Annotated in this window: 11 protein-coding genes; 6 read left to right on the top strand and 5 right to left on the bottom strand. The window is 69.8% G+C overall.

All coding sequences use genetic code 11. From position 1 onward, the window contains the following. Nucleotides 1-8: 8 nt before the first annotated feature. A complete protein-coding gene (locus AB0C30_RS18845; protein WP_357945215.1) occupies nucleotides 9-2069 on the bottom strand; it encodes an alpha-galactosidase in 2061 nt (686 codons plus the stop codon). A 72-nt stretch (nucleotides 2070-2141) separates the two neighbouring features. On the opposite strand from AB0C30_RS18845, the gene AB0C30_RS18840 reads away from it, so the two are divergent. Then, nucleotides 2142-3308 (top strand): ROK family transcriptional regulator, encoded by a 1167-nt coding sequence (locus AB0C30_RS18840; RefSeq protein WP_357945213.1) that lies wholly within the window; start codon nucleotides 2142-2144, stop codon nucleotides 3306-3308. A 13-nt stretch (nucleotides 3309-3321) separates the two neighbouring features. Continuing rightward, a complete protein-coding gene (locus tag AB0C30_RS18835) occupies nucleotides 3322-5121 on the top strand; it encodes a glycoside hydrolase family 36 protein (protein WP_357945211.1) in 1800 nt (599 codons plus the stop codon). Here the strand turns inward: AB0C30_RS18835 and AB0C30_RS18830 are convergent. The 4 genes from AB0C30_RS18830 to AB0C30_RS18815 form a co-directional block, all read right to left on the bottom strand. Further along, the gene (locus AB0C30_RS18830) at nucleotides 5104-6687 is read right to left on the bottom strand and encodes a hypothetical protein (RefSeq protein WP_357945208.1); all 1584 of its coding nucleotides are present in this window, start codon (nucleotides 6685-6687) and stop codon (nucleotides 5104-5106) included. The genes AB0C30_RS18835 and AB0C30_RS18830 overlap by 18 nt on opposite strands. A 67-nt stretch (nucleotides 6688-6754) precedes the next feature. Next, entirely contained in the window at nucleotides 6755-7996 is a 1242-nt protein-coding gene (locus tag AB0C30_RS18825) for a hypothetical protein (protein WP_357945206.1), read from the bottom strand. After that, nucleotides 7993-8805: a hypothetical protein gene (locus tag AB0C30_RS18820; RefSeq protein ID WP_357945203.1), complete on the bottom strand. Its 813-nt coding sequence runs from the start codon at nucleotides 8803-8805 to the stop codon at nucleotides 7993-7995. The genes AB0C30_RS18825 and AB0C30_RS18820 overlap by 4 nt, the downstream gene beginning before the upstream one ends. After that, nucleotides 8802-10547, bottom strand: coding sequence for a glycoside hydrolase family 97 catalytic domain-containing protein (locus AB0C30_RS18815; protein WP_357945200.1), 1746 nt, complete (start codon nucleotides 10545-10547; stop codon nucleotides 8802-8804). The genes AB0C30_RS18820 and AB0C30_RS18815 overlap by 4 nt, the downstream gene beginning before the upstream one ends. Nucleotides 10548-10862: 315 nt before the next feature. On the opposite strand from AB0C30_RS18815, the gene AB0C30_RS18810 reads away from it, so the two are divergent. The 4 genes from AB0C30_RS18810 to AB0C30_RS18795 are packed head-to-tail and all read left to right on the top strand — an operon-like array spanning nucleotide 10863 to nucleotide 15119. Continuing rightward, complete coding sequence (locus AB0C30_RS18810) at nucleotides 10863-12290, top strand: sugar ABC transporter substrate-binding protein (RefSeq protein ID WP_357945198.1); 1428 nt, start codon at nucleotides 10863-10865, stop codon at nucleotides 12288-12290. Further along, entirely contained in the window at nucleotides 12287-13204 is a 918-nt protein-coding gene (locus AB0C30_RS18805) for a sugar ABC transporter permease (RefSeq protein ID WP_357945196.1), read from the top strand. The genes AB0C30_RS18810 and AB0C30_RS18805 overlap by 4 nt, the downstream gene beginning before the upstream one ends. Before the next feature lie 21 nt (nucleotides 13205-13225). Next, the gene (locus AB0C30_RS18800; protein WP_357945193.1) at nucleotides 13226-14131 is read left to right on the top strand and encodes a carbohydrate ABC transporter permease; all 906 of its coding nucleotides are present in this window, start codon (nucleotides 13226-13228) and stop codon (nucleotides 14129-14131) included. A 4-nt stretch (nucleotides 14132-14135) separates the two neighbouring features. Then, complete coding sequence (locus AB0C30_RS18795; RefSeq protein ID WP_357945190.1) at nucleotides 14136-15119, top strand: aldo/keto reductase; 984 nt, start codon at nucleotides 14136-14138, stop codon at nucleotides 15117-15119. Nucleotides 15120-15123: the final 4 nt, after the last annotated feature.

The raw sequence follows: 15123 nt of genomic DNA, 5'->3' as shown, positions 1-15123 counted from the left end.
CGACTCGACTACACCGAGCGCAGGCGGATCAGTGCGCTGGTGTAGTCGCCCGGAGGCAGGTCCGGCCGCAGGCCCGCCGACATCAGCAGGGCTCCGTGATGCAGCTGCCCGGTGTCCTCGTCGCGGTAGCGGCCCAGCGGGTCGAGCCCGGCCAGGCGGAGCGGCACGAGCGGTGTCCCGTGCGCGACGGGCCCCCGCCAGGCGAGTACGACGGTCCGGTCGCCGTAGGTGTACTGCACGCCGTACTCGAGCCTGTCCTGCCGCCCGAGCTGGACGACGGGCCTGATGTCCTTGTAGACGGCGACCAGCTCGGCGGCCTCGGCCAGCTCCGCCGAGCTCCACTTCAGCAGGTCGCCGCCGAGGCCGAGCGCGCCGGCCATGGCGACGTGGAAGCGGAAGCTGAGCGGGGTGAGGCGGCGGGTGAGCGGGTTCGGGCTGTCGGTCACCCAGGCGGCCATCACGCGGGCCGGGTAGATCTGGCTGAAGCCGTGCTGGATGGCGACGCGGTCGTGGGCGTCGGTGTTGTCGGAGGTCCACACCTGATCGGTACGGGCCAGCATGCCCAGGTCGGTACGGCCGCCGCCGCCCGCGCACGCCTCGATGCGCAGGTGCGGATGGTCGGCGCGGAGCCGGTCCATGATCGAGTAGACGGCTCGCACGTGGTCGATCCAGAGCCGGTCCTGGTCGGCGGCGCCGGGCCAGCCCGCCTCGGTGAAGGCCCGGTTGAAGTCCCACTTCAGGAAGTCCACGCCGTGCTCGCCGACCAGCCGGTGCAGCCACTTGTGCGCCCAGTCCGCGACGTCGGGCCGGGCGAAGTTGAGGACGAGCTGGTTGCGCAGCAACGTACGCGGGCGGCCGGGCATGTGCAGCACCCAGTCGGGGTGGGCGCGGTAGAGGTCGCTGTCGGGGTTGACCATCTCGGGCTCGACCCAGAGGCCGAACCGCATGCCCAGCCCGTGGACCTCGTCGATGAGCGGGGCCAGGCCGGAGGGGAAGCGGTCCGGGTTCGGCCACCAGTCGCCGAGCCCGGCGCTGTCGCCGGTGCGCCCGCCGAACCAGGCGTCGTCCATGACGAACAGCTCCACCCCCGCGCGGGCGGCGAGCGCGGCCAGCTCCTTCTGGTTCGACTCGGCCACGTCGAAGCCGACGGCCTCCCAGGCGTTGTAGACCACCGGGCGCAGCTCGTCCGGCTGGGGCAGCACGTACCCGGCGATGTGCTCGTGCCAGCGGCGGCTGGCCCCGCCGAACCCGTCGGGAGCATAGACCCCGGCGAACACCGGCGTCACCCACTCCTCCCCCGGCTCCAACCGCCAGGTGAGGCCCTCGTGGCCGAACCCGCCCGTCCACCCCGCGCTCCCCGACGGGTCGCGGGTGACCGTGATGCGCCAGCTGCCGCTCCAGGCGAGCGCGCAGCTCCACACCTCGCCGTGGCGCTCGCCCGCGTCGCCTCCGTCGACGGTGAGCCACGGGTTGGCGTGGTGACTGCTCAGCCCTCGCCTGCTGGTCAGCGTCGTCTCGCCCACGGTGAGGTCGGTACGGCGCAGCCCGTGCTCGGCGCTCCACCCACCGACGGCGTGGCTGAGCCGGTACCCGGACAGCGGCGGAACGCTCCACGCGGCCGAGTCGCACCGCAGGATCGTCACGGGCACCTCCGAGCGCAGCGCGGTCCACCGCTCCACGACGTCGCCGCGCACCCGGTAGTGCAGGTCCACCTCGAACGGCTGGACGGCGTCCCGGAAGTGGACCGTCAGGTGTCCCCCGTCGATCGTGTGACCGAGATGGCGCCAGTCGACGCCCCGGGCTCCGTCCGGGAAGGCGATCTGCAGCGACGGAGTGCCGAAGCGCGCGCCCGCCTCGGTGCCGAGCTCCTCGGCCGGTCCCGCGCCGTCGAAACTGCTCGCGGGGGGTGCCGCCGGGCGGGGCAGCGACGCCGCCTGCTCCTGGGTCAGAAGGGGTCCCCAGTGCAGGTGGACGGGGGTATCGTCGGCGTCGAGCCCGAGGACGTAGCTGGCGGTTGAGGTGGGCAGCAGATACGTACGGCTGGCCGCGTCGAAGGTCACCGAAGGCATGTCCCGGAGCCTAGATCGATGGGCCCTTCGAATCAATTCTTAACGAAGTTAATTAGTGTTACGATGCCCATCATGCCTGCACCGCTCACCACTCCCGCGGCGGCCACCGTGTTCACCATGGTCCTGACGCAGGGGCCGGTCTCCCGGGTGGAGATCGCCAGGCGGACGGGGCTGTCGTCCGCCGCCGTCACCAAGGCGGCGCGCCCGTTCATCGAGGCGGGCTATCTGGAAGAGCTGGAGGCCACGGACCGGCCGGGCCCCGGCGCGGGCCGACCGGCCAGCCCGCTGGCCATCAAGCCGGACCGGGAGTTCTTCACCGGCGTGAAGATCACCGACGACGAGCTCATCGGCGTCGTCACCGACCTGCGCGCCCAGGTGCTCGTCGGCGCGCACCGCCCTCTGACGGCGTCCTCGCCCGAGGACGTGGTGGCGACGCTGGCCGACCTCGTGGCCGAGCTGCTCGCCGCCGACCCGGCCTACCGGCAGCGCTGCCACGCGCTGGGCCTGGCCGTGTCGGGCGACGTGGACAAGGCGCACGGCATGGTGCGCTACTCCCCCTTCCTCAACTGGCGGCAGGTGCCGCTGGCCCGGCTGGCCGCCGAGGCGACGGGCCTGCGGGTCACCGTCGAGAACGACGTCAAGTCCCTCACCGTGGCCGAGCAGTGGTTCGGCGAGGGCATCGGCGCGTCGTCGTTCGCGGTGGTCACGGTGGGGGTGGGCATCGGCTGCGGGCTGGTGGTGAACGACCGGATCGTGGCCGGATCGCACGGCGTCGCCGGGGAGATCGGGCACGTCCCAGTCGGCGGCGAGGAGCCCGCGTGCCACTGCGGGGGACGCGGCTGCGTCGAGGCGATCGCCGGGACCGCGCCCATCGTGGCCGCGGTCCGCGAGGCCACCGGCGACGCGTCGCTGACCATCGACGCGGCCATCGACGCCGCCCACGCGGGCGACGTGGCGGCGCGCGAGGTGTTCGCCAGGGCGGGGCACGCGATCGGGCTGGCCATGGCGGCCATGGCGAACCTCATCGGGCCCGAGCGCATCATCGTGACCGGCGACGTGCAGGGGCTGGCGGCCTACGACCTGTTCGAGGAGCAGATCAGCCGGTCGTTCGCGAGCCAGGCGTTCGGGGCGGCGGCCGACTGCCGGATCTTCCTGCGCCCCCGGCCCTTCGAGCAGTGGGCGCGCGGCGCGGCCTCGGTCGCCATCCAGACCTTCTTCACTCTCCAGGAGCGACAGTGACTCAGGAGTGGCAGTGACCGCGACGACCGGGATCTGGCAGCCGCACGACCGCGCTCCGGGCGAGACCCGCGAGGTACGCGTCCACGCGGGCGCGACGGAACTGACCGCGACGGCGGCGGCCGAGCTGACGTGGACCGTCACCGAGGACGCCGAGGGCGTCCACGAGGTGCGGATCACCCCGGACCGGCCGGCGGTCGTCCGCGTGGCGTGGCGGGTGCCGTGCGTGGCCGCCACGGCCTTCTGGGCGCCCGACGGCGGCGAGCACAGAGGGCTGCCGCCGTTCTGGCGCAAGCCCCGGGTGGCCGCCCTGGAGAAGAACGCCCCCGTGGGCTGCCTGGTGGGCGCCGGTGACGTGTCGCTGTGCACGTACGCCGTCGGCGAGGTGGTCCGGCCGGTGCGCATCCGCACCGGGGTGGTGGAGGAGACCGGGGACTTCGGCTTCTGGGCCGAGCACGACGCCGAGCCCGGCACCGGCCTGGTGCTACGGCTCGACCTCACCGGACGGCCGTTCGCCCGCACACTCGCGGACGTGGCAGAGTGGTGGCGCGCCGACGTCCGCGAGCGCGCGGACGTGGCCGAGGGGTGGCGCGGCCCGGCGGGAGAGGTGCCCGAGGTGGCGCGGATGCCCGCGTACTCGACCTGGTACGCCATGCAGCAGCACGTCGACGCCGTGAGCGTGGAGCGGCAGGCGGGCCCGGCGGCCGAGCTGGGCTGCGAGGCGATCATCGTGGACGACGGCTGGCACAGCGACGACCGCGGGCGTGGTTACGGGCACGTCGGCGAGTGGGAGCCCTCCGCCACGTCTTTTCCCGATATTTCCGGACACGTGGCGGCGGTGAAGCAGGCGGGGCTCGCCTACCTGCTCTGGTACGCCCTGCCGTTCGTCGGCCGCCACACCGCGCTCTGGGACCGCGTACAGCCCTACTCGCTGGCCTACAAGGAGCACATGAACGCGGTCATCGTCGACCCGCGCTACCCCTACATCCGCGAGCTCCTCGCCGGCCACCTGACCCGCGCGGTCCAGGAGTGGGGCATGGACGGCCTGAAGATCGACTTCATCGACCAGTTCGCCGTGGAGGACCCGCCCGAGCCGGGGCCCGACGCCGACTGCGCGACGGTCAACGAGGGCGTGCGCAGACTCCTGGCCATGCTGCCCCGCGACTGCCTGGTGGAGCTGCGCCAGCCGTACGTGAGCCCGGGGCTGTGGCCGTACGCGACGATGGTCCGCGCCTCGGACTGCCCGCTCAGCCCCGCGCACAACCGCCAGCGCACGGTGGACCTGCGCCTGATCGCCGGGCCGCTGGCCGTGCACGCCGACATGCTGATGTGGCACCCGGACGAGACCCCTGAGCGGGTCGCGGCGCAGCTGGTCAACGTGCTGTTCGCGGTCCCGCAGATCTCGGTGGACCTCACCACGCAGACGCCCGGACAGCTGGAGGTGCTGCGGTTCTGGCTGGGCTTCGTCAAGGAGCACGCCGATGTGCTGCAGCACGGCGCGTTCGAGCCGGCCCGTCCCGATCTGGTCTATCCGCAGGTCACGGCCCGCTCGGCGGATACGATGATCACCGCCCGCTACGCGCCGCTGCCGGTGGCGGTCCCGGAGGCGGGCACGTTCTGGCTGGCCAACGCCGACGACTCGGCCGACGTGCTGCTCCAGGTCGGCCACTCCGGTACGGCCCGCGCCAGGGTCCAGACCTGCCGGGGCCGTACGGTGAGCGACACGACGCTGGAGCTGTCCCCCGGCACGCACACGATCACAGTGCCCACCGGCGGGCTGCTCCGGCTGGACCTGGGCTCAGAAGCCGCCTCGTAGCCGGTCGAGGAACTGCGCCTCGTACAGCGAGGGCGGCAGGAGACCCGCCTGGCCGGTGCCCTCGATGTACCCGGCGGGCTGCTGGAAGGGGCCGTCCCCGGTGACCGTCCCCAGGCAGCCGATCGCGTAGTTCTGGGCCGTCGGCGGCTTCTGGACGATGAGCCTGCTGGTCGACACGTCGCACCGCCACGCCACCGAGTGCGCCGCCGACCAGCCGTGCGAGGTGCCGTAGCGGCCCCGGTTGTACAGGCCCAGCGTGTAGTCGTAGTGCGGGTCGATGTCGCGGTGCCCGTCGTACAGCAGGCCCTGGGACCAGCGGCGGTGGCCCTCGCTGGAGTTCAGCGCGTACTCGGCCGTGCCGCGCACGAACACCACGCCCGACACCGTGCTGTGCCCGTTGGAGACGAAGGCGTGCCGCGACTTGTAGGCGTAGCAGTCACGGAAGAGCACCTGCTGCGAGTAGACATAAGTGTTGAAGTTGTACCGCCTGCTCCCCGTGACGATGCTGACGGGGTCGACGGCCCGGCAGTTCTCGACCGTGGCGCGGGTCGTCTCCTGGGTGGCCACCCCGGCCTGGGTGAAGTGCAGCATCGTGCAGTCGCGCACCCACGAGTCCTCGGTGCGCAGCAGCACGATCGCGTTGTAGGCGTGATCCTCGTCCTGCTCGGGGTCGCCGTGATACTCGATGTCCACGCGCAGCCGCTCGACGCCCACCTGGGTGACGAGCCCGGCCCGGTCCCACTTGTAGACCGACGACTGGGACAGCGCCCGGTTCAGGTGGTTGAACACGGGCACGTCGATCTTCAGCCTGTTGCCGGAGATCTCCCGGATGTAGCGGTTGTAGATGATCGGGTGCTCGCCCACCTGCCAGGCCGGGCCCACGTCGTGGCCGCCGTAGTCGATGGCCTTGAGCCACCCCTCCGAGCACGGGTGGTAGATCACGATGTTGTCGCCGGGCCGCAGCGACCCGGCGTTCGCCACCTCGAACTCGCGCGCGCCCACCTGCACGAAGTCCGTGGTGATGTCGGTACGGGTACCCGGCACCTCCCCCGCCCAGCCGCCCGCCGACGTGCCGCCGGCCACGATCACGTCGCGGTCCTTGGGGCTGTTGCCGGTGGCCTTGATGATCGTGTTGCCCGCCGGGTCCTCGCCGTCGCCGCTGCCGCGCAGCACCATGCCGTCGGCGCGTACGTACAGGGTTCCGGCGACCGGGTAGAGGCCGGGCAGCAGGAGCAGCGCGCCGCGCCGCTCGCGGGGCAGCGCCGCGATCTCGTCGAGGGCCGCCTGGATATGGGCGGTGTTGTCGCCCTCGACCGGCCGGATGGCCTTGACCACCCGCGCCCACGGGATCGGCCGCTCGCCGTTGCGGTATCCGGCGTGACTGAAGTCCGGCAACCGGTTGCCCTCGGCGTCCTGCGCGTAGGTCAGGCGCCCGCGCCGGTCGTAGGAGAGCAGCTTGGACTGCCAGAACGTGCCCGCGGCAGCGGGCTGGATGCCGGTCGCCGCCGCGAGGGCCAGCGCGCCGCCCGCCACGAGTAAACCGCGTCTGCTGAGGTCGTGTGCCATGTGGCCTGACTCCATCCTTGGGGTGGTGCTACGGCCCACGCCCAAGCAGGACGTGGGCCGTACGGGCTCAGCTGATGACGATCTTGTCCAGCTCGGGACCCCTGGCCGTCAGGCTGAAGAACCGGATCGTGTTGACCCCGGCCACCAGGTCCACCGGCACGGTCGTGGTCGTCACGGTGTCCTTGGTCCCGGTCATCGGCACCTGGATGGAGTCGGCCCCGTTGACGCTGACCGCGAACGTCTGCGCGCCGTCCACCAGCGCGTGCACGGTCATCCGCCGGGTGCCGGTGGTCTCCGACAATACGCCCTTGACCACGGCGTAGTCGTAGACGTTGCCGCCGATGAGGATCACCTTCCTGCCGCCCGAGCAGACCGCGCAGTAGGCGGGCTCGGCCGCGCCCTCCCACACGTTGCCCACCCGCTCGGCCTCATAGGCGCCCGGGCTCCGGTCCGGCGCCGGCAGCTTGACCGGCGGCGTCGCCGGGCCGAGCTGCCACGCCTTGAGGTCCTTGACCAGCAGGTACGTCTCCTGCAGCCCGGCGCTCTTGATGCTGCGGTAGATGCCCCACTTGGGCCGGTTGTACTGCTCCTGGGTCCACCACAGGTCGATGTGCTCGATCTTCTGGTCGGCGATCGTCCGGCGGCCGTCCGACAGAGTCCAGCGCATGTAGCCGTCGTCGCTCGACTTGAACTCCAGCGTGGTGGTGACCCACTTGTTCTGGATCGGTTCCAGGTCGGCGGTGGCGAAGTCGTGCGAGGTGTTGTCAGGGAGCGTCCAGTACCGGGCGGCGATCTTCTGCACGCCCCCAATGACCGGCAGCGAGATCTGCGCGATCGGGGTGCCGACGTCGGAGTTCTTGAGCTGCCAGATGTGGGTGAAGGAGGTGGTCGCGTCGAGGGTGTCCGGGATGTACATGCGGTAGCTGATCCGCCAGGTCTCGTCCTTGCGGATCTCCAGCGGGGCGCCCTTGCCGTCGCGCATGCCGCGTACCTCGTTGCGCATGCGGTCGGCGCCGTCGCGGTCCTCCAGGTGGGCGGTGAAGCGCCAGGCGTCCTTGTCGGTGGAGACGTGCGGCAGGCCCTCGGGATGGGAGCCGCGCCGGTCGTCCTCCAGCGCCTCGAACGCCTGGACACCGTCCTTCTTGACGCTCGGGTCCCAGCGCAGCTCCCAGCGCGGCGGCCGGGCCGTCTGGGTCTGCGACGGCCCCTCCGACGGGGTGGGAGTGCGGGCCGCCACCGCGGGGGTGGCGGTCGCGATCAGGGCGAGCGTGGCGAGCGCACCCGCGAGGCGGGCGCCGTACTTCTTCACGGGTTGGCTACCTCGTCGGTGTCGGCCGCGCTGGCGGTCTGCTGTTCGGCGCGCAGGTTTCTGATTAGCAGGTACGTGTTCTGCAGGCCGGAGCTCTTGATGCTGCGGTAGATGCCCCACTTGGGGCGGAGGTAGTCGGTGTCGGCGCGCCAGAGGTCGGTGTTGTCCAGGCGCTTGTCGACCAGCGTCGTCGAGCCGTCCTTGAGCGTCCAGCGCAGGTAGCCGTTGTCGGCGGCCTTGAACTCGAAGGTGGTGTCGAGCCACTTGCCCTGGATCGGGTTCAGGTTGGTGTTGCCGACCTCGTGCGTCTGCTCGTCCTCGTCCCAGTAGCGGACGTTGATCTTCGGGGTGCCGCCCGAGATGGGCAGCGACATCGTGTAGAGGGGCGCGCCGGAGCCGGGCACCTTCATCTGCGCGATGTGGGTGAAGGAGCTGGTGGCGTCGAGCGAGGTCGGGATGTACAGCTGGTAGGAGATGCGCCAGACCTGGTTCTTGAGGATCTTGAGGTACGAGCTGCTGCTCGTCCGCATGCCCTTGACCTCGTTGCGCTGCCGGTCGTCGCCGTCGCGGTCCTGGGTGTGCATGTCGAAGCGGTAGGCGTCGCCGGAGACGTAGATGTGGGTGACGCCGGGGTGGGAGTCGGAGCGGTCGTCCTCGATGCCCTCGAAGGCCTGGGCGACCGTCTGATTGGCCGGGTTCGGGTTCCAGCGCTGCGTCCAGACGGCCGCGGCGGTGGAGGCGGAGGCGGGTATCGCCGATAAAGAGACGAGGGTGACGGCGGCGAGGGTGCCGCTCAGGCGCTTGATCATGAGGTTTCTCTCCTCAGATGGAGGGTGAACCCGCCGTTGGGGGATACGGCGAGGTCGAGCTTGCCCCCGGCCGACACCGTCGCCGTCTCGGCGAGGATGCCGTCGTCGGGGGCGTCCCGGTAGATCTCGGCCGTCCACTCCCCTTCGTCCAGGAAGTCGAGCGGCACGGTGAGCGTGCGGGCCTCGCCCGACACGCCCGCGCCGACGTACCATTCGCCGCCGCTCCTCCTGGCCAGCAGGATGTGGTCGGCGGGGTCGCCGGACAGCAGCCGCGTGTCGTCCCATGCGGTGGGGACGCCGGACAGCAGCCGCAGCGCCTCGGGCCTGGCCTCGTATGCCTCGATGCCGTCGGCGAAGTGCTGGACGCCCGATTCGAAGATCACGGATAGCGCGAGCTCGAATCCGGCGGAGATGGTGCGGACCGCGGTGAAGGTGCACGGGGTGAAGTCCATCGGGCCCTGCACGTTGCGGGTGAACGCGAGCGACAGGTAGTGCGCGGGCGGGTAGAGCGGCAGCTTGCCGGGCTTCGGCTTGATCCACTCGGCGCCCTTGACCGCCTCCGCGGTCATGAACTGCGGCCAGGTGCGCTCGGTGCCGCGCGGGATCGTGCCGCCGTGGAAGACGACCATGAGCTTCAGCCGGGCGGTGGCGGCCAGAATGGCGTCGAACCAGCGCATCCGGTCCTGGCCGTCGGACTCGGTGAAGTCGATCTTGACGCCGACGGCGCCCCACTCCTTCCAGAGCGCGAGCTTCTCGCGGTGCTCCAGCTCGGTGTCGACGTGCTGCCAGTGTGACCAGAGCCAGACGCCGACGTTCCTGGCCGCGGCGTAGGCGATCAACTCGGGCATCCACTGCTTGTTCCAGCCGGCGTCGGCCAGCACGTACGGCCAGCCGTGCGCGGCGGCGAAGTCGACCCAGCGCTTCTGCTCGTCCAGGTCACGGGTGGAGGGGCCGTCCGACCACCACGACCAGGCCGCCGCGCCGGGCCGGATCCACGAGGTGTCGTCCACCGCCGAGGGCGCGGCCAGGCTGGTCACCAGGTCGCTGGCGACGATCGTGGCCAGCTCGCCGATGATCATCGTGCGCCACGGTGTGACGAGCGGACTGGCCGCCGTCACGTACGGGTCGGGCAGGTCGAGGCGGAAGGCGTGGCCGTCGAAGCGCAGCCGGGTGCCCGCGTAGCCGCTGTCCAGGTTCGACTCGGTGACGAACAGCCAGGTGTCGCCGATCTGGAAAAGCGACGGGTAGCCGTACAGGATGGGCTCGGCGTCGGCGACCGGGCCGTGCCGGTGGATCTCCTCGTAGTCGCAGCGCCCGTTCTCGTACGGCAGGAGCACCGCACGGGCCTCCCTCGGCACCACATACTCCGAAATTTCGTCAATTACCGTCACCGGTCCGGTCCATGGCACCACGTACCGGTACGCCACGCCGTGGCCGCCGAGCCGCACCTCCAGGTGGAGCCGGTGCGCGCCCTTGGTGAACGACAGCGTCCACTCCTTGGCCGTGTACAGGTGCTCGCGCCGCTTGCCGGTCACCGTCTCATAGGACTCCGTCACCTGCCTGGACGACATCCCGTCGAAGGCCAGGCCGGTGCTCAGGTCCTCGTGCGCGGCCCGCAGGCCCAGCCTGGACGGCCGCACCACCACCCGGCCGTCGCGCCGCACCTCCAGGGTCGGCTCGCCATCGGCCGAGAGCGCGATCGCGACTTCCAGGTCTTCGTCAGTGAGCGTCCATTGCGACACAGGGCCTCCAAGCAGAGATAGGAGGAGTGAGCCGGACTCATCGGTAACCCGCTCGGGACCGCCGGCTCGGGCAGGGCGGCCGACGCCAACCCCGCTGAACTCCTCACAACGTGCCTGAGCCTAGGTTGCAAGCGCTTGCAATTCAATTCTTGACGAAGTTAATTACCAGGTCTACGGTACGGCCATGCCTCGCGCATCGGACGATGACGGATCCACACATCGGATCTCTCCCGCTCGGCTGGCCGAATTCCAGCGCCCGGACAAGGCGATAGCAGTGATCGAGCTCTTTCTCTGAAAGGCCCACCCCCCATGGAGATGAACCGGCGCCAGATGCTGGCCCTCGCGGTGGCCGCGGCGACCGTGCCCATGCTGTCCGCCTGCGCGGGCGACACCCGTCAGCAGCGGCAGGCCGCGGCGCCCACGAAGTCCGGCGTGCCGACGCTGGATCCGAACCGGCCCGGCAACGACACCTGGCCGTTCGAGGAGGCCGAGCAGCTCAACAACGCGCTGAAATGGCCGACGACCCAGGTGGCCGACCCGGTGTCGAAGGTGACGCTGACCGTGGCGATCACCGCGGACGTGATCGCCGAGGTACGCAACGCGCAGTTCGACTTCTTCTTCCACAAGCGCCACCCGAACATCGAGATCAAGCGCGAGACCTCGCAGTTCGACTCCTACCTCACCAAGTACATGGCCCAGGCGGCGGGCGGCTCCATGCCCGACGTGATGTACACGCACTACAGCTGGGCCCAGAACTTCATCGCCAACGACATCTTCCAGCCGCTGGACGAGTTCATCGCCAAGACACCCGAGTTCGACAAGCAGGACCTGCCGGTGAACGCGCTCGGCTACTACGAGCGTGACGGCAAGCTGTTCGGCCTACCCACCGACATGGCGCCCAAGCTGCTCTTCTACAACAAGGACGTCTTCGACAAGGCCGGCGAGAAGTACCCCGACGAGTCGTGGACCGTCGAGAAGATGATGGAGGTCGCCAGGAAGCTCACCAGCGGCTCGGGCGCCGAGAAGGTCTACGGCTTCACCCCGATGCTGCTGCCCGAGCCCGACATCACGCCCCGCGCCCTGGCGCAGTACGGCGGGCGCTACCTGAACGCCGACGAGTCGGTCTCCATGATCTCCGAGCCGGAGGCGCAGAAGGTCTTCGGCATGTGGCTCGACCTGCTGAACAAGGACAAGGCGGTGCCGAGTCTGGCCGAGCTCAACCAGGTGCTGGAGAAGGTGGAGCCGTTCAAGGTCGGGCACGCGGCGATGTCGATCAACGGCGCGTGGATCCTGACCGAGCTGGCCAAGCAGACGGCGTTCAAGTGGGGCGTCGCGCCCACGCCGAAGGGCCCGAAGGGCCGCTTCACGCCGGTCATCGGCAGCGCCCTGGCCATGTACGCCAAGTCGCCGCAGAAGGACGCGGCCTGGATCTACCTCAACGAGTACCTCTCCTCGACCGGGCAGCAGTTCCGCCGCATCAGCGCCCCGGCCCGGCAGTCGGCCTGGGAGCCGAACGCCGAGGCGCTCGGCATCCCCAAGGACGTCGTCGAGACCGTCAAGAGCGCCATGAAGGAGTACGGCACCGGCGACGGCGTGCTCAAGCTGCCCGCCAACAAGAAGGTCGTCGAGACGGCCAAGCCCATCTGGGAGCGGGTCATGATCGGCAAGACCGATCTGGCGAGCGGCCTGAAGGAGATCACCGACAAGATCACCCCGCTGCTGGCCGAGAACAAGATCGCATGAGCGCTGTCGCCGCCGTCTTCTCGCGGCGCGGCCAGAGCACACTGGCCCGCCGCGAGGCCCGGCGCTTCCACCTGTTCGTCTCGCCGTGGGTGATCGGGTTCGTCTTCTTCAGCGGCGGGCCGATCCTCGCCTCGATCGCGATCAGCTTCACCGACTGGAACCTGCTGCGCAGCCCCACCTGGGCGGGCCTGGCCAACTACCAGAAGATGGTCAACGACCCGGAGTTCTGGGACTCGATCGTCAACACGTTCTACTACGGCCTGGGCGCGGTGGTGCTGGGCGTCGTCTTCACCTTCGCGCTGGCGCTGCTGCTCAACCAGCCGCTGCGCTTCCAGGGGTTGTTCCGCACGGTGATGTACCTGCCGTCGGTGGTGTCGGGCGTGGCGACCGCGCTGCTGTGGCTGAACATCCTGCATCCCGACTTCGGCCTGATCAACAAGCTGCTGGCCATGGTCGGCATCTCGGGCCCGCCGTGGCTGGGCTCGACGGAGTGGGCGATGCCGGCCCTCATCCTGATGAGCGTCTGGGGCGCGGGCAACACCATCGTCATCTACCTGGCCGGACTGCAGGGCATCCCGGCCACGCTGTACGAGGCCGCCGAGATCGACGGCGCCGGCTGGTGGCGCCGGTTCTGGAGCGTCACCGTGCCGATGATGTCGCCGGTGATCTTCTTCAACGTGGTGACGGGCTTCATCGCGAGCATCCAGGCGTACACGCTCATCCTCATCATGACCGAGGGCGGCCCGGCCAACTCCACCATGGTGCTCGGGCTCTACATCTACCGGCAGGCGTTCGTGTTCTTCGACATGGGCTACGCCGCCGCGCTGTCCTGGGCCATGTTCCTGATCGTCATCATCGTCACCCTGATCCAGTTCGGCCTGGCCAGGCGCTGGGTCCACTACGAGTTCAACTGATCTTTCGAGAGGAGGGCCGGGATGCTGGTCGAGACGAAGGCCGCCCCCGACATCCGGCGGCCGGGGCGCGCCGCCATGACCGCCGGTCAGGCCGAGCGCATCAGACGGGCCCAGCGGGCGGGCGCGTACGTGCTGCTCATCGCGGCCACCGGCGTGTTCCTGCTGCCGTTCCTCTGGATGGTGACGACGTCGCTGAAGTCGGACGCGGAGAACCTGGCCTTCCCGCCCCAGTTCCTGCCCGACGCCTTCCACTTCGAGAACTACACCCGAGGCTGGAGCGGGAACCTGCCCTTCACCCGGTTCCTGCTCAACACCGTCCTGATCACGGCCCTGTCGATGGCCGGCAACCTGATCTCGTGCGTCCTGCCCGCCTACGCCTTCGCCAGGATGCGGGCCCGGCTGGGCGCCGTCCTGTTCGCGCTCATGCTGGGCACGATGATGATCCCGCGCGAGATCACACTGGTGCCGAAGTACATCCTGTTCGCCAAGCTGGGCTGGGTGGACACCTACCTGCCGCTGATCGTGCCGGAGTTCTTCGGGGTGGCGCTGTACATCTTCCTGCTGCGCCAGTTCTTCACCACGATCCCGCAGGAGCTCATCGACGCGGCCCGAATCGACGGCGCGTCGGAGTGGCGGATCCTGTGGAAGATCATGCTTCCGCTGTCGAAGCCGGCGCTGGCCGCGATCATGCTGTTCTCGTTCGTCGGCAACTGGAACCAGTATCTGGAGTCGGTGATCTACCTGCGGACCACCGAGAAGTTCACCATCCCCCTGGGCCTCGGGATGTTCTCCGGCCAGTACGCCACCCAGTACAACCAGATGATGGCCGTCTCGATCATCGCGATGATGCCGATTGTCGTACTGTTCTTCATTGCCCAGAAAACGTTCATCCGGGGCGTGACGCTGACCGGAATAGCGGGAAGGTGAGCTGTTGAACTACGAACGCCAGCCGTACAGGAGATGTGGCCGCAGCGGTCTGCGACTGCCCGCGGTCTCGCTGGGCCTGTGGCACAACTTCGGCGGCGGCAAGCCGCTGGACAGCCAGCGGGCGATCCTGCACAAGGCGCTCGACCTTGGCATCACCCATTTCGACATCGCCGACAGGTACGGTCCGCCGCTCGGCGCCGCCGAGTCGACGTTCGGCACGATCTTCCGCCAGGACCTGCGCGGCCACCGCGACGAGATCGTGGTCACCACCAAGGGCAGCAACCCCATGTGGGACGGCCCCTACGGCAAGGGCAACTCGCGCAAGCACCTGCTGGCCACGCTCGATCGCTCGCTGGACCGGCTCGGCCTGGACTTCGTGGACATCTTCTACCTGCACCGCGACGACGAGGAGACGCCGCTGGAAGAGCAGGTGAGCACGCTCGACCACATGGTGCGCACCGGCCGCGTCCTCTACGCCGGGGTCTCCAACTTCTCCCCCGAGCGTACGGCGGCGGCCGCCCGGCTGCTGCGCGAGCTCGGCACCCCGCTGATCGTGCACCAGCCCTCGTATTCCCTCCTCAACCGGCGCATCGAGGAGTCACTGCTGGGCGTGCTGGAGCAGGAGGGCGTCGGCTGCGTCGTCTACTCACCGCTGGCGCAGGGCCTGCTGACCGACCGCTACCTGGACGGCATCCCGGCGGACTCGCGGGCGGCCGAGGGGCGCTTCCTGACCACTGACCGGGTCACGCCCGAAGTGCTGGCCTTCGTCCGCGCCCTGGGCGAGCTCGCCTCGGCCCGCGGGCAGTCGGTGGCCCAGCTGGCGCTGGCCTGGGCGCTGCGCGACCCGCGCATCACGTCGGTCCTGGTGGGCGCGTCGAGCCCCGAGCAACTGGAGGCGAACGTCGCGGCCGTCGACCGGCTCGACTTCACCGACGACGAACTGGCCCAGATCGACCGAGCCGCCAAGGAAGCGGGTGTCGATGCGTAGCAGG

This window comes from Nonomuraea sp. NPDC048901, assembly GCF_040649695.1.
Lineage (GTDB): Bacteria > Actinomycetota > Actinomycetes > Streptosporangiales > Streptosporangiaceae > Nonomuraea.
Note: the sequence above shows the minus strand (reverse complement) of the source record. Positions and strands in the feature narration are given on the sequence as shown.

Bases quoted from the DNA above. Each gene is read 5' to 3' on its own strand.
- AB0C30_RS18830 (WP_357945208.1), bottom strand. From the start codon at position 6,687: ATGGCACACGACCTCAGCAGACGCGGTTTACTCGTGGCGGGCGGCGCG.
- AB0C30_RS18800 (WP_357945193.1), top strand. From the start codon at position 13,226: ATGCTGGTCGAGACGAAGGCCGCCCCCGACATCCGGCGGCCGGGGCGC.
- AB0C30_RS18820 (WP_357945203.1), bottom strand. From the start codon at position 8,805: ATGATCAAGCGCCTGAGCGGCACCCTCGCCGCCGTCACCCTCGTCTCT.
- AB0C30_RS18840 (WP_357945213.1), top strand. From the start codon at position 2,142: ATGCCTGCACCGCTCACCACTCCCGCGGCGGCCACCGTGTTCACCATG.
- AB0C30_RS18810 (WP_357945198.1), top strand. From the start codon at position 10,863: ATGAACCGGCGCCAGATGCTGGCCCTCGCGGTGGCCGCGGCGACCGTG.
- AB0C30_RS18805 (WP_357945196.1), top strand. From the start codon at position 12,287: ATGAGCGCTGTCGCCGCCGTCTTCTCGCGGCGCGGCCAGAGCACACTG.
- AB0C30_RS18845 (WP_357945215.1), bottom strand. From the start codon at position 2,069: ATGCCTTCGGTGACCTTCGACGCGGCCAGCCGTACGTATCTGCTGCCC.